This window comes from Micromonospora sp. NPDC049048 (genome assembly GCF_043197615.1).
Lineage (GTDB): Bacteria > Actinomycetota > Actinomycetes > Mycobacteriales > Micromonosporaceae > Micromonospora.
This window is the reverse complement of the sequence record NZ_JBICTM010000009.1, coordinates 97,812-111,373: the sequence shown is the minus strand read 5'-3', so window position 1 is coordinate 111,373 and position 13,562 is coordinate 97,812. Positions and strand designations below refer to the sequence as shown.

General features: G+C 75.3%; 14 protein-coding genes. 2 read left to right on the top strand and 12 right to left on the bottom strand.

The window, feature by feature from the left end; translation table 11 throughout:
- Nucleotide 1 precedes the first annotated feature (1 nt).
- From ACGFIG_RS25740 to ACGFIG_RS25705, 8 genes are all read right to left on the bottom strand, one after another.
- Nucleotides 2–931 (bottom strand): phytanoyl-CoA dioxygenase family protein, encoded by a 930-nt coding sequence (locus ACGFIG_RS25740; protein WP_393007028.1) that lies wholly within the window; start codon nucleotides 929–931, stop codon nucleotides 2–4.
- Nucleotides 928–2,031 carry a 4-hydroxyphenylpyruvate dioxygenase gene (gene hppD / locus ACGFIG_RS25735; RefSeq protein WP_393007026.1) on the bottom strand — a complete coding sequence of 368 codons (1,104 nt, stop codon included), beginning with the start codon at nucleotides 2,029–2,031 and terminating at the stop codon, nucleotides 928–930. The genes ACGFIG_RS25740 and hppD overlap by 4 nt, the downstream gene beginning before the upstream one ends.
- Before the next feature lie 67 nt (nucleotides 2,032–2,098).
- Nucleotides 2,099–3,337 (bottom strand): beta-ketoacyl-[acyl-carrier-protein] synthase family protein, encoded by a 1,239-nt coding sequence (locus ACGFIG_RS25730; RefSeq protein ID WP_393007024.1) that lies wholly within the window; start codon nucleotides 3,335–3,337, stop codon nucleotides 2,099–2,101.
- The gene (locus tag ACGFIG_RS25725) at nucleotides 3,334–4,950 is read right to left on the bottom strand and encodes a class I adenylate-forming enzyme family protein (RefSeq protein WP_393007022.1); all 1,617 of its coding nucleotides are present in this window, start codon (nucleotides 4,948–4,950) and stop codon (nucleotides 3,334–3,336) included. Before ACGFIG_RS25725 ends, ACGFIG_RS25730 begins: the two co-directional genes overlap by 4 nt.
- Nucleotides 4,947–5,504 (bottom strand): beta-ketoacyl synthase chain length factor, encoded by a 558-nt coding sequence (locus tag ACGFIG_RS25720; RefSeq protein WP_393007020.1) that lies wholly within the window; start codon nucleotides 5,502–5,504, stop codon nucleotides 4,947–4,949. Before ACGFIG_RS25720 ends, ACGFIG_RS25725 begins: the two co-directional genes overlap by 4 nt.
- The gene (locus tag ACGFIG_RS25715) at nucleotides 5,501–6,583 is read right to left on the bottom strand and encodes a beta-ketoacyl-[acyl-carrier-protein] synthase family protein (RefSeq protein WP_393007018.1); all 1,083 of its coding nucleotides are present in this window, start codon (nucleotides 6,581–6,583) and stop codon (nucleotides 5,501–5,503) included. The genes ACGFIG_RS25720 and ACGFIG_RS25715 overlap by 4 nt, the downstream gene beginning before the upstream one ends.
- A complete protein-coding gene (locus ACGFIG_RS25710; protein WP_393007016.1) occupies nucleotides 6,576–6,821 on the bottom strand; it encodes an acyl carrier protein in 246 nt (81 codons plus the stop codon). The genes ACGFIG_RS25715 and ACGFIG_RS25710 overlap by 8 nt, the downstream gene beginning before the upstream one ends.
- On the bottom strand, nucleotides 6,821–7,087 hold the full coding sequence (locus tag ACGFIG_RS25705; RefSeq protein ID WP_393007014.1) for an acyl carrier protein: 267 nt from the start codon (nucleotides 7,085–7,087) through the stop codon (nucleotides 6,821–6,823). Before ACGFIG_RS25705 ends, ACGFIG_RS25710 begins: the two co-directional genes overlap by 1 nt.
- Before the next feature lie 15 nt (nucleotides 7,088–7,102).
- Here ACGFIG_RS25705 and ACGFIG_RS25700 point away from each other — a divergent pair, with 15 nt between their 5' ends.
- Nucleotides 7,103–7,828, top strand: coding sequence for a 4'-phosphopantetheinyl transferase family protein (locus ACGFIG_RS25700; RefSeq protein WP_393007012.1), 726 nt, complete (start codon nucleotides 7,103–7,105; stop codon nucleotides 7,826–7,828).
- Here ACGFIG_RS25700 and ACGFIG_RS25695 read toward each other — a convergent pair.
- Nucleotides 7,759–9,144, bottom strand: coding sequence for a class I adenylate-forming enzyme family protein (locus ACGFIG_RS25695; RefSeq protein WP_393007010.1), 1,386 nt, complete (start codon nucleotides 9,142–9,144; stop codon nucleotides 7,759–7,761). The two genes, ACGFIG_RS25700 and ACGFIG_RS25695, sit on opposite strands and share 70 nt — an antisense overlap.
- Before the next feature lie 387 nt (nucleotides 9,145–9,531).
- Between ACGFIG_RS25695 and ACGFIG_RS25690 the strand changes: the two genes are divergently transcribed.
- A complete protein-coding gene (locus tag ACGFIG_RS25690) occupies nucleotides 9,532–10,608 on the top strand; it encodes an LD-carboxypeptidase (protein ID WP_393007008.1) in 1,077 nt (358 codons plus the stop codon).
- 11 nt (nucleotides 10,609–10,619) lie between these two features.
- Here ACGFIG_RS25690 and ACGFIG_RS25685 read toward each other — a convergent pair whose 3' ends face one another.
- The 3 genes from ACGFIG_RS25685 to ACGFIG_RS25675 are packed head-to-tail and all read right to left on the bottom strand — an operon-like array spanning nucleotide 10,620 to nucleotide 13,512.
- The gene (locus ACGFIG_RS25685) at nucleotides 10,620–10,997 is read right to left on the bottom strand and encodes an antibiotic biosynthesis monooxygenase family protein (RefSeq protein ID WP_393007006.1); all 378 of its coding nucleotides are present in this window, start codon (nucleotides 10,995–10,997) and stop codon (nucleotides 10,620–10,622) included.
- Nucleotides 10,994–12,241 (bottom strand): beta-ketoacyl synthase N-terminal-like domain-containing protein, encoded by a 1,248-nt coding sequence (locus ACGFIG_RS25680; RefSeq protein ID WP_393007004.1) that lies wholly within the window; start codon nucleotides 12,239–12,241, stop codon nucleotides 10,994–10,996. The genes ACGFIG_RS25685 and ACGFIG_RS25680 overlap by 4 nt, the downstream gene beginning before the upstream one ends.
- Complete coding sequence (locus tag ACGFIG_RS25675; RefSeq protein ID WP_393007002.1) at nucleotides 12,238–13,512, bottom strand: beta-ketoacyl-[acyl-carrier-protein] synthase family protein; 1,275 nt, start codon at nucleotides 13,510–13,512, stop codon at nucleotides 12,238–12,240. The genes ACGFIG_RS25680 and ACGFIG_RS25675 overlap by 4 nt, the downstream gene beginning before the upstream one ends.
- Between the last annotated feature and the right edge of the window lie 50 nt (nucleotides 13,513–13,562).

Below are 13,562 nucleotides of genomic sequence, written 5' to 3'. Positions count from 1 at the left end.
GTCAGCCTCCCTGTGCGGCGCGGTGGCGCCAGATGACCGGGCAGTATTCGGGGTCCGCGTAGTCCGGCCGCCCGTCGTGGGTGCGGCGGACCAGCACGTCGTGGTTGTACGCGGCGAGGGTGCCGTCGGAGAGCGGGTACTCCCGCCAGGCGTTGTCGCCGTCCTGCAGGTGCAGCGAGATCGCCCGGCGCGGGCGTCCGCTGACGTTGGCGCCGCTGCCGTGGTAGGTGCGGCAGTGGTGGAAGCTCATGTGTCCCCTCGGGATCACCATGGGCACCTTGCGGATGGTGGCCCCGTTGTGGGCCGCGTTCTCGGCGAGCATCTCCTCGAGCTGGTCGCGGTCGCGGTCGGCGAAGTGGCGCACCACGGTGTCGTCGGCGCCGGTCTCCTGCCAGCGGTGCGAGCCGTCGACCATGGTGATGGTGCCCATCTCCTCGCCGCAGTCGTGGAACGGGATGAAGGCGGTGAGCATGTCCTCGGACGACGAGGACGCCCAGTAGTGCTTGTCGAAGTGCCAGGGGACGATGTTGGACGGTTCGCCGGAGACCGGCGGCTTGTAGATCAGCGTGGACTGGAAGACACGGATCTCCGTGGCCCGCGCGAGCCGGGCGGCGACCGCGCCGATCAGCGGCTTGCGCAGGAGCGCCCCGAGCCCGTCGTGTTCGTGGTGGACGTAGTCGTTGTGCCGCTGCACCGGGCCCTTCGACGGCTCCCAGTAGGCGAGCCGGGGCGGGCGTACCGGCAGGTGGCGGTCGCGTTCGCCGGCGTAGTAGCGGTCGGCGGCCGCCGCCAGGGCGTCCACCTCGTCGTCGGTGAGCAGCTTCTTCGACAGGTACCAGCCGTGCTCGGCGTAGAACGCCACGTCCTCGTCGGACGGCAGCAGCGCCTCCTGCTCGGCGGTCAGGGTCGGCTCGAACTCGGTCGCGGTCACGCCCGCACCTCCTGCGGTGTCGGGGCCGCGACGGTGCTCCCCGCGGCGGCCAGTTCCCGTTCCTTGGCCTCGTAGAGCGCCTTGATGTTGCCGCTGCCGAAGGTCCGCGCCCCGCGCCGCTCGATCAGTTCCAGGAAGAGCGTGCGGCGCACGTGCATGGACTCGGTGAAGATCTGCAGCAGCTGCCCGCCGTGGTCGCGGTCGACGAGCACGCCGAGGTCGCGCAGCCGCTCCAGCGGCGCGTCCACCGGGCCGACCCGCGCCTGGAGGGCGTCGTAGTAGCTGGCGGGAGTGCCGGCGAAGCGCACGCCCCGCTCGACGAGGGTGGCGACGGCGGTGACGATGTCGTCGGTGCGCAGTCCGAGGTGCTGCACGCCCGCGCCGGCGTGCTGGTCGAGGAAGGCGTCGAGCTGCCCGGGCCGGCGGGCGCGGTCGGGTTCCAGCAGCACCAGGGTGACCCGCCCCGAGGGGCTCTGCACCACCGTGGAGTTCATCGCCTGCCCGGCCACCTCCACGTGCTCGGCGAAGATCTCCGCGAACCCGAACACCTCCCGGTAGTGCCGGACGGTCTCGTCGAGCTGCCCGGGCGGCACGCAGACCGCCAGGTGGTCGATCTCGGCGAGCAGTCTGCCGCCGTCGTCGTCGGGGGGCGTCATCTCGACGGCCCCGGGCAGGAACTCGCCCGGGGCGCCGCGCCGGGAGACGAGGCGGTGCAGCACGTCGCCGAAGCCGCCCACCTCGGCGGTCACCACCTCGGCGTCCGCGCCGGTGTAGACGGTCGGTGGCGTCACCCCGGTCGCGCCCCGGCGCACCAGCTCGGCGTACGCGCCGGCGGCGTCGTCGACCTCCAACGCCACCACGGCCACGCCGTCGCCGTGCCGCTGCACGTACCGGGCGGCCGGATGCCCGGCGGTGAGCCCGGTGGTGAGCACCATCCGGACGTCGCCGTGGCACAGCAGCAGCGACCGCTGGCCTGCCAGCCCGGTCTCGGGGCCGCCCTGGCCGCGTAGCTGGAAGCCGACCGCCCGGTCGAAGTAGAAGGCCGCCTGCCGGGCGTCGCCCACGAAGAGTTCGATGTGGTCTATCCCACGGATGTCCATGTCCTCAGCCCTTTCACGGTTCCCCGTGGTTGCCGTCCGGGCGCGGTACGCCCGGGATGGAGCGTGCTCAGTCCCTCGGCCGGGCGGCCCGGGCGAGCAGCAGACTCACGTTCTGGCCGCCGAAGCCGAAGGAGTTGGTCAGCGCGTACCCGGCGTCCGTCTTGCGCGGCTCGGCGCGGATGTGGTCGGCCGGGCAGGCCGGGTCCGGGTCGTCGAGGTTGTGCGTCGGTGGGAGCAGGCCCCGGCCGAGCGCCAGTGCGGTGGCCGCCGTCTCCAGCACGCCGGAGGCGCCGAGCAGGTGGCCGGTGAGCGCCTTGGTGGAGCTGACCGGCACGCCGCCCACGCCGAACACGTCGGCGAGCGCCGTGGTCTCGGCGATGTCGCCGAGCTTCGTGCCGGTGCCGTGCGCGTTGACGTAGCCGACCCGCGCCGGGGGCACGCCCCCGCTGGTCAGCGCGCGCCGCATGCACTCGGCCGCGCCGGCCCCGTCGGGTCGCGGGGCGGTCGGGTGGTACGCGTCGGTGGTCGCCCCGTACCCGGCGACCTCGGCGTAGCCGGTGACGCCCCGGGCAGCGGCGTGCTCGGCGCGTTCCAGCACCAGCAGAGCCGCGCCCTCGGCGAGGACGAAACCGTTGCGGCGCGCGTCGAACGGACGGCTCGCCGCCGTCGGGTCGGCCCAGCCCCGGGCCAGCGCCCGGGCGTTGCCGAAGGTGTCGGCGAACGTCGGGAACAGCGGCGCCTCGCTGGCCCCGCAGAGCACCACGTCGGCCTCCCCGGCCCGGATCAGCCGCAGCGCGTCGGCCACCGACTGGGCGCCGGAGGCGCAGGCGGTGCCGACCGACGAGGTGTAGCCGCGGATGCCGTACCGGATGGCGATCCGGGCCGACGGCATGTTCGGCAGGATGCCGGTGAGCAGGTACGGGCTGACCGCCGCCCGGCCGCGCTCGGCGCGGGCGAGCACCTGCGCCTCCAGCGTGGCCATCCCGCCGACGCCGCCGACGATCACCCCGACCCGGCCCGGGTCCACGTCCCGGCCCACCTCGATGCCGGCGTCGGCGAGCGCGTCGGCGGCGGCGAGCAGGGCGAGCACCACGACCCGGTCCAGCACCCGGCTCTCCGGCCCGGTGGCGACCGTACGCGGGTCGACGTCCGGGAGCAGGCCGGCGACCTCCAGCGAGCCGGCCGCCGGGTGCCCGGCCGGCGGTCGGGTCAGCCCGGACCGGCCGGAGCAGAGCGCGTCGAAGGTGGCCCCGACGCCCCGCCCGGCGGGGGTGAACAGTCCCATCCCGGTGATGACGGCGGTCACGACGGCGCCTCGGTGAGGTACCGCTCCCGCAGGGCCACCTTGCGCACCTTGCCGGTGACGGTGACCGGGATGTCGGCGGGGCGTACCGGCACGACCCGGCGCAGCGTCGCGCCGACGTCCGGGCCGAGCGCGGCCCGGACCCGTTCGGTGCGGTCCTCGGCGGGGTCGGCGCCGGCGACGAGCTCCAGCAGCACGTCCGTGACCACCCCACCGGGCCCCGAGGTGATCACCACCGTGCAGTCGGTGACGTCCGGGCAGGCGGCGAGGACGCGTTCCTCCGACAGCGCGGTGTAGAACCGCCGGCCGTCGCCCGCGTCGACGGAGTCGACGGCCCGGTCCAGGTGGTAGTAGCGGCCCTCGGCGTCGGCGTACACCAGGTCGCCGGTCAGGTACCAGCCACGCTGCCGGAACCGGTACGTGGTGACCGAGTCGTTCCAGTAGCCCCGGAACAGTGACGGCGAGTCGATGCCGAGCCAACCCACCTCGCCGGCGGGCACCGGCTCACCGTCGGCGTCGAGCACGGCGACGCGGGCGAACTGGTAGGGGCGGCCGACGCAGCGGCCGTAGCGGTCGGTGTCGACGCGGTGGGTGATGTGGAACATCGAGTGCCCCATCTCGCTGGAGCCGAGCCCGTCGATGAAGACCGAGCCGGGCACGCGGGTCACCCCCTCGCGGGTCACCACGTCGCGGGAGCCGACGGCGACCAGCCGGCGTACGTGCGGCTCGTGCGAGCAGTCGCCGGTGTTGAACCACAGCGACACCGAGTCCAGGTCGTACGCGGCCAGGTCGAAGCGGGCCAGCTCCGCCCAGGTCACGGAGAAGCCGAACACCCCGTCGGGACGCCAGCTCTGGATCGCCTCCAGCACCCGCTGGCCGCCCTGGTCGGAGAGCAGGAGCATCTCGGCGCGGTTGCCGAGCGCCTGGTTGACCATGAGCACGGTGGCGGTGTGCGGGGCCGGCAGCGCATTGAGGATGCGGCGGGTGCCCTGCGCCTGCGGCATGGCGAGCAGGTGCCGGGTGGCGGCGAACAGGCTGGCGTGCGAGTGCAGCACCGCCTTGGGCACCCCGGTGGTGCCCGACGTGTGGGTGATGACCACCGGGTCGTCGGCGTGGTGCCGGTAGTGCTCAGGGGCGGCGGCCGGGTCGCCGCCGCCCGCCTCGGCGGGCGTGCCCAGCACCGGCACGCCGAGGTCGTGGCCGGCCAGCAGGGCGAGGTGCGCGTCGTCGGCGAGCACCCCGGCGCCGCGCAGCCGGCGCACGTACTCGGCGGCGATCTCGGGACGCAGCCGGCCGTTCATCAGCGCGGGGATGGCGCCGAGGCGGGCCAGCGCGAGGAAGCTGAGCACCATGTCGGCGGCGGCGGTGGCCCACACGGCGACCGGGTCGCGGGGCTTGACGCCCCGCTCGTGCAGCCAGGCGGCGCGGGCGGCGACCCGCTCGTCGAGCTGGCCCAGCGTCAGCGCCCGCCCGGCCGGGTGGCCGTCCACGGTGGTGTCGAAGGTGAGGCCCGGACCGTCCGGGTCGGCGCCGTGCGCCAGCACCCGGGCCAGCACGTTGCCGGCGCCGATCCGCTCGTCGGCGGCCAGCACCCCGCGCAGTCCCCTGTTCCTCATGGTGCGTCTCCCTCCCCCAGCAGCACCGCGACGGCTCGGGCTCCGGGCTGTCCGCCCGGACCCCGCGCACCGCCGTCGTCGGGTGCCTGTTCGATCAGGACCAGCAACGCCCGGTGGGCGTCGCCGTCGTGCACCAGCAGTTCGGCCTCCGCGATCCCCTCGGCGCGCGGGTCGCCGGTCGGCGCCAGGCAGAGCACCGGCCCGCCCAGCCCCCAGCGGGCGGCCACGTGCCCGGCCACGCTGTTGGGCACCGACTGGAAGAAGAACAGCGGCCCGGGCCGGCCGCCGCTGGCGACGGTGGCGCGCACGTGCGCCGCGCTGGCACGGTCCCCGGCCGCGCTGACCAGCACGATCGCGGTCCGCTCACCGTCCGGGGCAGGCCCCTTGCCGTACGCCCGGGTCAGGCAGCGCTCGGCGACGGCCGCGACGAGGGGCGGGAAGCTGGAGTGCACGTACCCGGGCACCGGCGGCGGCGCCCCGTCGCCCGGCTCGGGCCAGGCCGCCTCGGCCAGCACGGTGAGGCCGCCGGTGACGTGCGCGGCGTTCCCGCTCATGCCGCACCGACCAGCAGCGCGGTGTTGGCGCCGCCGAACGCGGCGTTGAGGCTCAGCGCGTACCGGGTGGCGGCGGGCCGGGGCGCGTCGCGCACGACGTCCAGTGGACAGGCCGGGTCGGGGCCGAGCCAGCCGGCGTTGACGGGCAGCTTCCCGTGCCGCACGGCGAGCACGGTCACCACCAGTTCCAGCAGGCCGGAGGCCTCCAGCGCGTGCCCGTGCAGCGCCTTGGTGGAGCTGACCGGGACCTGTGTCGCCGCCGCGCCGAGCGCCGTGCGCAGCGCCGCCGCCTCGGCGGCGTCGCTGTGCCCGGTGCCCGTGGCGTTGGCGTTGACGTACCCCAGCGCCTCCGCGGCCAGCCCGGCCCGGCGCAGCGTCGCCGTGATCGCGCGGGCCAGGCCGCGCCCGCCCGGCTCGGGCTGGCAGGGGTGGAACGCGTCGCCGGCCCGGCCCCAGCCGAGCAGGTCGGCGAGCGCCTCCCGGGCGACGGCCCGCGACTCCAGTACCACCGCGGCGACGCCGTCGCCGAGCAGCAGTCCGGTGCGGCCGGCGCTGAACGGGCGCACCGCGCCGTCGGTGGCCAGGGCGCGGCCGGCGTCGAAGAGCGCGTACTGGTCGGGCTCGACCAGGTAGCCGGCGGCCACCACCGCCCGGGCGACGTCGCCCCGGCGGATCAGGGCCGCGGCGTCGGCGACCGCGCTGCTGGCCGAGACGCACGCGGTGGTGTACGCCCGGGCCGGGCCGGTGAGCCCCGTCCGGGCGGCCAGCGCGGTGGTGAGCGCCGGCACGTGCGCGCCGCCGTGCACGGCCAGCAGCAGGGCGGTGCCGGCCCGCCGGGCAACGTCCAGCCCGGCGTCGCGGCAGGCGGCGTCGACGGTGTCGGCGAGTTCGTCGGCCAGGTCGCCGACGTCGGGCAGGGTGGCGGCGGCGTCGACCCGGCGGGGCGTCGTGTCGAAGCGGTCCACGGGCCGGAATGCCGGCTCACCGGCGAGCACACCGGCGAGCTGCGCGTCGTTCCCCCTGCCGAACGCGCTGCTCGCGTGGACGCCGGTGAGCCGGACGGCCACCGGCTCAACCATCGGCGACGGCGGTCAGGGCGGTACGGAAGACCGCCAGGGCGTCGTCGACGCTGCGGATCCCGGCGAGCTGTTCGTCGGTGAGGTCGAGCCGCCGGTCGTGGCGCTGCTCGACGAGGTGCACCAGCCAGGCCAGTTCCATGGACCCGATCCGGTCGCCGACGTCGCCGGGCGGTTTCCCGGCCAGTTCGGCGAGCATGGTCACCAGGTCGGCCCGTCGCAGGTCGGGCTGACCGGCCATCAGGAGTTGTCGCTCGTCGCCCCGGCGACCCGGTCGGCGACCATCGTGGTGAACTCGCCGACCGTCATCAGGGCGAGCTTCTCGGACTCGTCGTCGGCGAACTTCAGGCCGTAGCGGTCCTCGACGCGTACGGAGAGGTCGGCGAGGGCCAGCGACTCCAGGTCCACCCCGGACGGGCCGAGCGTGGTGTCGTCGTCGATGCCCTCGACGTCGTAGTTCATGTCCTCGAGCTGCTCGACGACGAAGGCGCGGATCTCGGGTCGCATGGTTAACCTCTTTCCGTGAGCCAGTCACCGGTGCCCGGTCGGGACACCGCGTACGTGTGGATCGGTCGGGGTGCCGGCGGTCGGCCGGACCCGGCCGGGCGGCTGTTGCGGCGGGCGGGTGCCGCGCTGCTCGGCCGCGCGGAGGCGGAGATCGTGGTGGAGCACGGCCGCGACGGGCGCGCGCTGGTCGCGGCGTGCGTCCCGGGTGGATCGGTGCGGCTGCCGGTCAGCGTCAGCCGCTCGGGCCCGGTGGTGGCGGTCGCCGCCCGGGCCGCTGGCCCGGTGGGCGTCGACGTGGAGCGGTGTCGGGCGTTGCCCGCGGTGGCGCTGGCCCGCCGCTGGTACGCCCCCGACGAGGCGGACTGGCTGGCCGGGCGCCCCGGCGACGGGCAGGTGGCGGACTTCCTGCGGTTGTGGACGGCGAAGGAGGCCGTGGGCAAGGCGCTCGGGGTGGGGCTGCGCGGCGGTGGCCTGCGCCGGCGGATGCCGGTGCCCGCCGGGCCCGGCGGGTCGTTGCGGCCGGTGCCCGGTGCCGCGCGGCTGCGCGTGGGGCATCCGGGCGTGGCCGGGGGCCTGGTCCTGGCGGTCGCCGTCGCCGCCGCCGACACGGTGCCGGTCGAGGTGGTCGTGGTCGAGGCGGACGGGCACGGCGGGGCGGCGCGGCGCAGTGGTCACGTCGCCGCCGTCCGCAGCACGTCGGCCGATCGGACCAGCTTGCCGGTGGTGGTGCGCGGCAACTGATCCACCAGGCGCAGGGTGCGGGGGCGCTTGTAGCCGGCCAGCCGTTCGGCGAGCAGCTTGTCGAGCGTCTCCTCCGACAGCGGCCCGTCCGGCTGCACGTAGGCGGTGATCGCGCCGTCGAAGACGACCACGGCGGCGGCGACGCCGGGCAGCGCGGCGACGGTCGCCTCCACCTCGGTCAGGTCCACCTTCAGGCCGCCGACGGAGACCTGCGAGTCGAGCCGGCCGCGGACGGTGACGAGGCCGGTGTCGGGGTCGATGGTGCCGGCGTCGCGGGTGTGCAGCCAGCCGTCGGCCCAGCGGGTGGGATCGCTCAGCCCGACGTACGGCGACGCGGGGCAGCTCACCCGCAGTTCGCCGTCGACCTCGCGGACCTCGACGCCGGGCGCCGGGGCGATGGCCGGGCGGTGCCGGCCGTGCAGGTCGGTGCCGATGACGCCGACCTCGGTCATCCCGTACATGTTGCCCAGCGGCACGCCGTGGCGGTCGGTGAAGGCGCGAGCGACGGCGGCCGGCACCAGCTCCCCGCCGGTGGTCATGCGCTTGAACTGCGGCAGCGGCCCGTGAGGGCGGGTGGAGGCGAGCAGTCCGATGTGGAACGGCACGCCGAGCACGGTGGCCGGCGAGTCGGCGGCGGCGATCGCGGCCAGCACGGCGTCGCCGGCGAGGCGCTCCGGCGGCACCAGTTCGACGCCGGCGTGCAGGCCGTAGAGGAGGCCGCCGACCAGGCCGAGCACGTGCACCATCGAGGGCAGCAGGATGATCCGCTCGCCGGGCAGCGCCACGCCGTCGATGCGGGTGTAGCGGTGCACCTCGGCGACCAGGTCCCCGGCGGTACGTCCGATCACCTTGGACGGTCCGGTCGAGCCGGAGCTGAGCTGGATCACCGCGTGCCCGCTGACCGCCGGGCGGTCGGCGTACGCGGTGACGCCCTCGGTGACGTCGACGAAGATCCGCAGCCCGCCGCCGCCGGTGCGGACGGGGGCCACCACCACCTGCGGGGTGAGCCGCTCCAGCGCCCGGTCGACCTCGTGGTCGGTGAGCCGGTGGTCGAGCAGGATCGCCTGCGCGCCGCTGCGCCAGGTGGCCAGCAGGTTCACCACGTACGCCAGGGAGGGGGGCAGCCGCAGCGCGGCGGCTCCGCCGGGACGCAGTCCGGCGGCGGCGAGGCGGGCCTGCGCGTCGGTCACCATCCGGCGCAGGGTGCCCCGGTCGACCGGGTCGGGCAGTCGGAGACAAATGTCGGCCGGACGGCCTCGGAGCAGGATTTCGTCAACCCAAAGTGGGTCTGTCGCCGCAGGATTTCCCGTCGTCACTACCGTTCACCGCCCAGCCTTAAACAGGGCGGAATCGCCCATAAGGTGTGCTTGTCGGGGTGCTGCGGGGAACCTTACGACGCCGTCCGGACGCATAGCTAGATGCGAATGGCTAGATCAGAAAGGGCGGCTGGCCGGATTGCTCACGACCGGTTCGGCGGGCAGGATCGGGCGCGTACGTCGACTGAGGGTATCCGCCGGATGACCCATCGTGCGTACGGCGTGAAACGTCCACCGGACGGCTGATGGTCAGCCCGACCGGCGCGCGGGCCGGAGGGGCCCGGACCCCGGACCCACGGACGGTTTGCGAACGGCCGATAACATCGATGTCCTCTGATTAGCCGCCGGCCTGCGGCGCCGGTGCCCGCCACGATGGAGAGGACGCCGATGCGCGATTCTGACGAGGTCGTGACCACGACGGGGCCCGGCGACGCGGCCCTGTCCCGACGACGCGTGCTGCACGCCGGGGCAGCGGCGGCGGCCGGTGGTTCGTTGCTGGTCGGCGCCGCCGGGGCGGCTCAGGCGGCGCCCGGCGGCAGGCGGGCGCCGGTCCGCGCCCGGGCCCTGGTCCCCGGCGACCGGGTTCGGGTGGTCTCGCCGGGCAGCACCCCCGACCCCGCACTGATGGACCGGGGCATCGGGATCCTGCGGAGCTGGGGCCTTCAGGTGGAGCTGGGCCAGCACGTCTTCGCCCGGTACGGCTACCTGGCCGGCACCGACGCGCAGCGGCTGGCCGACGTGAACGCCGCGTTCGCCGACCCGGGGGTACGGGCCGTCTTCGCCGCCCGCGGCGGCTACGGCACCCAGCGGATCGTGGACCGGATCGACGTGTCCGCCCTGCGCCGTGACCCCAAGGTGGTGGTCGGATTCAGCGACATCACCAGCATCCACGGTCGACTGTGGCGCGAGACCGGCCTGGTGAGCTTCTACGGCCCGATGGTCAACTGGACGGACAGCCGGACCGGTCCGGAGTCGGCCGAGGCGCTGCGCCGGGCGGTCATGACGACCGCGCCGATCACCGTCACCCGGGATCCGACCGAGACCGCCGCCCCGGTCCTGGTCCCGGGCCGGGCGACCGGCCGGCTGCTCGGCGGGTGCCTGACCCTGATCTCCACCTCGCTGGGCGCCGCGGACGCCCCGGATTTCGACGGCGCCATCCTGTTCTTCGAGGACGTCGACGAGGCCCCGTACAACTACGACCAGATGTTGACCGAGCTGCGCCGGGTGGGCGTGCTGGGCCGGGTCGCCGGGGTGGCGATCGGCCAGATCACCAACAGCGTCGGTCAGCCCGGCGAGTGGGACGCCGTGGCCGCGCTCAAGGACCGCCTCTACGACCTCGGCGTCCCGGTGCTCGGCGGGCTCCGCCTCGGGCACGGCAACGGCCAGCTCACCGTCCCGCTCGGGGCGCAGGCCACGATCGACGCCGAGGCCGGGACGCTGACCGTGGAGGCCGGCGTGCGGTAGCCGGACCGGTCTCAGACCGGTGTCGCGGCGGGGGTCTGGGCGTGGATGAGGAAGCGCAGCGACCGGGCGTCGGTGAAGCACTCCCGCATCGGCCGCACCAGGTCCCGGTGCTCCGGGCTGCGTTCCCACGCCTCGAAGTCGGCCAGGCTCGCCCACTCGCTGGTGATCAGCCACTGCTCCGGGTCGGCCGACGAGCGGCAGACCTGGTCGACGAGGTGCCCCGGGACGCCCCCGGCCACCAGGTGCCGGACCGCCTCGTACGCGGCCAGGAACGCCTCCGTGCGCTCGGCCGGCACCCGCACGAGGAACACCACCCGCGCCCGCCTCCCGCCCGCGTCGGCTCCCCGCTGCGCCCCGACGGGCTTCGTACCGGTGACCTGCTCGCTCACGGCGTCGCTCCCCTCTGCGGCGCGGCCCCACGCAGGACCAGCGCACTGTTGAAACCGTCGAAGCCGCGGGCGCAGACCAGCGCCAGCCGGCTGCGTGGTCGCCGGTGCTCCCGCAGGAACCCCAGCTCGCAGCCCTCGGCCACCTCGTCCGGCCCGGCGGAGGCCGGCAGCGTGTCGTGGCCGAACGCGAGCAGGGCGGTGGCCACGTCCAGCGCCGAACCGCCCTGGTGCGCGCGGCCGGTCAACGGCTTCTGGGTGGTCACCGGGGGCGGCCGGTCGCCGAAGACGGCGCGCAGCGCCGTGGCCTCGCTGCGGTCGTAGCGGGGCACGCCGAGCGCGTCGGGCAGCACCACGTCGACCGCCTCCGGCCCCACGCCGGCCCGGTCCAGGGCCAGCCGCATGGCGCGGGCGTACTGCACGGGGTCGCCGGCCGTGTCCGCGCCGGTGTGCACCGCGTCGTGGGTGGCGCCCCAGCCGGTCACCTCGCCGTAGACGCGGGCCCCCCGCGTCAGCGCGTGGCCCAGCTCCTCCACCACGAACACCGCGCCGCCCTCGGCCGGCAGGTAACCGCTGGCGGCGGCGTCGAACGGCCGGTAGGCCCGCTCCGGGTCGGACACGTCGCTGAGCAGACCGGACCGCAGCTGGCACGCCAGGGCGTACGGGCTCAGCGGGCACTCGGTCGCCCCGGCGATCACCACCGGCGTGCCCCGGCGCACCGCCCGCGCGGCGTGCGCCAGGCTGTCCAGTCCACCGGCGGCCTCGGCGACCAGCACCCCGCACGGCCCCTTGAACTGGTGGTGGATGGAGAGCTGGCCGACGCTGGCCGCGTAGAACCAGGCGATCGACTGGTACGCCCCGACCGTGCGCGACGGCCCGCCCCAGAGCCGTTGCAGCTCCCGCTGGCCGAACAGGTTGCCGCCCGACGAACTGGCCAGCGTCACGGCGTACCCGTACGGGTCGGGGGCCTGCTCGGGCAGGCCGGCGTCGGCCAGCGCCAGCCGGGTGGCGGCGAAGCCGAGGTGCGTCCACCGGTCGGTCTGCACCAGCCGGCGGTTGTCGGCGTACGCGGCGGCGTCGAAGCCGGGCACCTCCCCGCCGTACCGGGTGGGATAGCCGGCGGGGTCGAACAGGGTGATCGGCCCGGTGCGGCGGGTGCCGGCCAGCACCGTACGCCAGTGCGCGTCCGCGCCGATCCCGCTGGGCGCGACGACGCCGATGCCCGTCACCACGGCCCGCGCGGTCACGGCAGCGCCCCGGCGGGCTGCCGGCGGAACACCATCGCCGACTGGAAACCGCCGAACCCGCTGCCCACCGACAGCGCCACGTCGACCGGCAGCTCCCGCGCCTCGTTCGGGACGTAGTCCAGGTCGCACTCCGGGTCGCGGGTGCTCCAGTTGGCCGTCGGCGGCACCACCCCGAACTCGACGGCCAGCGCACACGCCGCCATCTCGATCGAGCCGATCGCGCCGAGCGAGTGCCCGACCATCGACTTGATCGAACTGATCGGCACCCCGTACGCGGCCTGGCCCAGCGCCCGCTTGAACGCGGCGGTCTCGTGCCGGTCGTTCTGCCGGGTGCCCGAGCCGTGGGCGCTGATGTAGGAGACCTGCCCGGGCGCGATGCGGCCCTGCTTCAGCGCGGCCGTGATGGCCAACCCCATCTCCAGCCCGTCGGGCCGCAACCCCGTCATGTGGTAGCCGTTGCTGCGGCTCGCGTAGCCGGCCACCTCGCAGTAGACGTGTGCCCCGCGCCGGCGGGCGTGCCCGGCCTCCTCCAGCACCAGCACGGCCGCCCCCTCGGCGAGCACGAAGCCGTGCCGGTCGGCGTCGAACGGGCGGGAGGCGTGCGCCGGGTCGTCGTTGTCCGGGCTGGTCGCCTTGATCGCGTCGAAGGAGGCGACGGTGACCGGGGAGATCGGCGAGTCGGCGGCCCCCGCCAGCACGATGTCGGCCTCGCCGTCGGCGATGAGCTGGTGGGCGTACCCGATGGCGTCGATGCCGGAGGTGCAGCCGGTGGAGACCACCTGCGCGGGGCCGTGCAGCCCGTACCGGCACGCCACGTCGGCGGCGAGGCTGCTGGGCACGAGCGCCTGGTAGAGGTAAGGGCCACCGCGTGCGGCGTCGACCAGCCACCGACGGCCGGTGTCGCTGACCGTCACGTACTCCTGCTCCAGTGCCGTGGTGCCGCCGACGGCGGTACCCAGCACCACGCCGGCGCGCTCCCGCTCGGCGTCGGTGAGCTCCAGTCCCGCGTCGGCGACGGCCTCGGCGGCGCAGGCGAGGGCGAACTGCACGTACCGGTCGGAGCGGCGCGCCTCGGCGACGGTGAGGCCCGCGGCGACGGGGTCGAAGTCGCACTCGGCGGCGATCTGGGACCGGTACGGCGACGGGTCGAAGAAGCTGATCCGCCGCGTCGCCGTCCTCCCCTCGGTGATCGTCTTCCAGAACCGGTCCCGGCTGGCGCCGCCGGGGGCGACCACCCCGACGCCGGTCACCACCGTGCGGCGCCCACTCACGACGTCACCTCGGTTCGCGACTGCGGGGCTCGCAACCCCGGCTCACTCCG

Coding starts and splice junctions, on each gene's coding strand:
- hppD (WP_393007026.1), bottom strand. CDS start 2,031: ATGGACATCCGTGGGATAGACCACATCGAACTCTTCGTGGGCGACGCC.
- ACGFIG_RS25725 (WP_393007022.1), bottom strand. CDS start 4,950: ATGAGGAACAGGGGACTGCGCGGGGTGCTGGCCGCCGACGAGCGGATC.
- ACGFIG_RS25720 (WP_393007020.1), bottom strand. CDS start 5,504: ATGAGCGGGAACGCCGCGCACGTCACCGGCGGCCTCACCGTGCTGGCC.
- ACGFIG_RS25715 (WP_393007018.1), bottom strand. CDS start 6,583: ATGGTTGAGCCGGTGGCCGTCCGGCTCACCGGCGTCCACGCGAGCAGC.
- ACGFIG_RS25710 (WP_393007016.1), bottom strand. CDS start 6,821: ATGGCCGGTCAGCCCGACCTGCGACGGGCCGACCTGGTGACCATGCTC.
- ACGFIG_RS25705 (WP_393007014.1), bottom strand. CDS start 7,087: ATGCGACCCGAGATCCGCGCCTTCGTCGTCGAGCAGCTCGAGGACATG.
- ACGFIG_RS25690 (WP_393007008.1), top strand. CDS start 9,532: ATGCGCGATTCTGACGAGGTCGTGACCACGACGGGGCCCGGCGACGCG.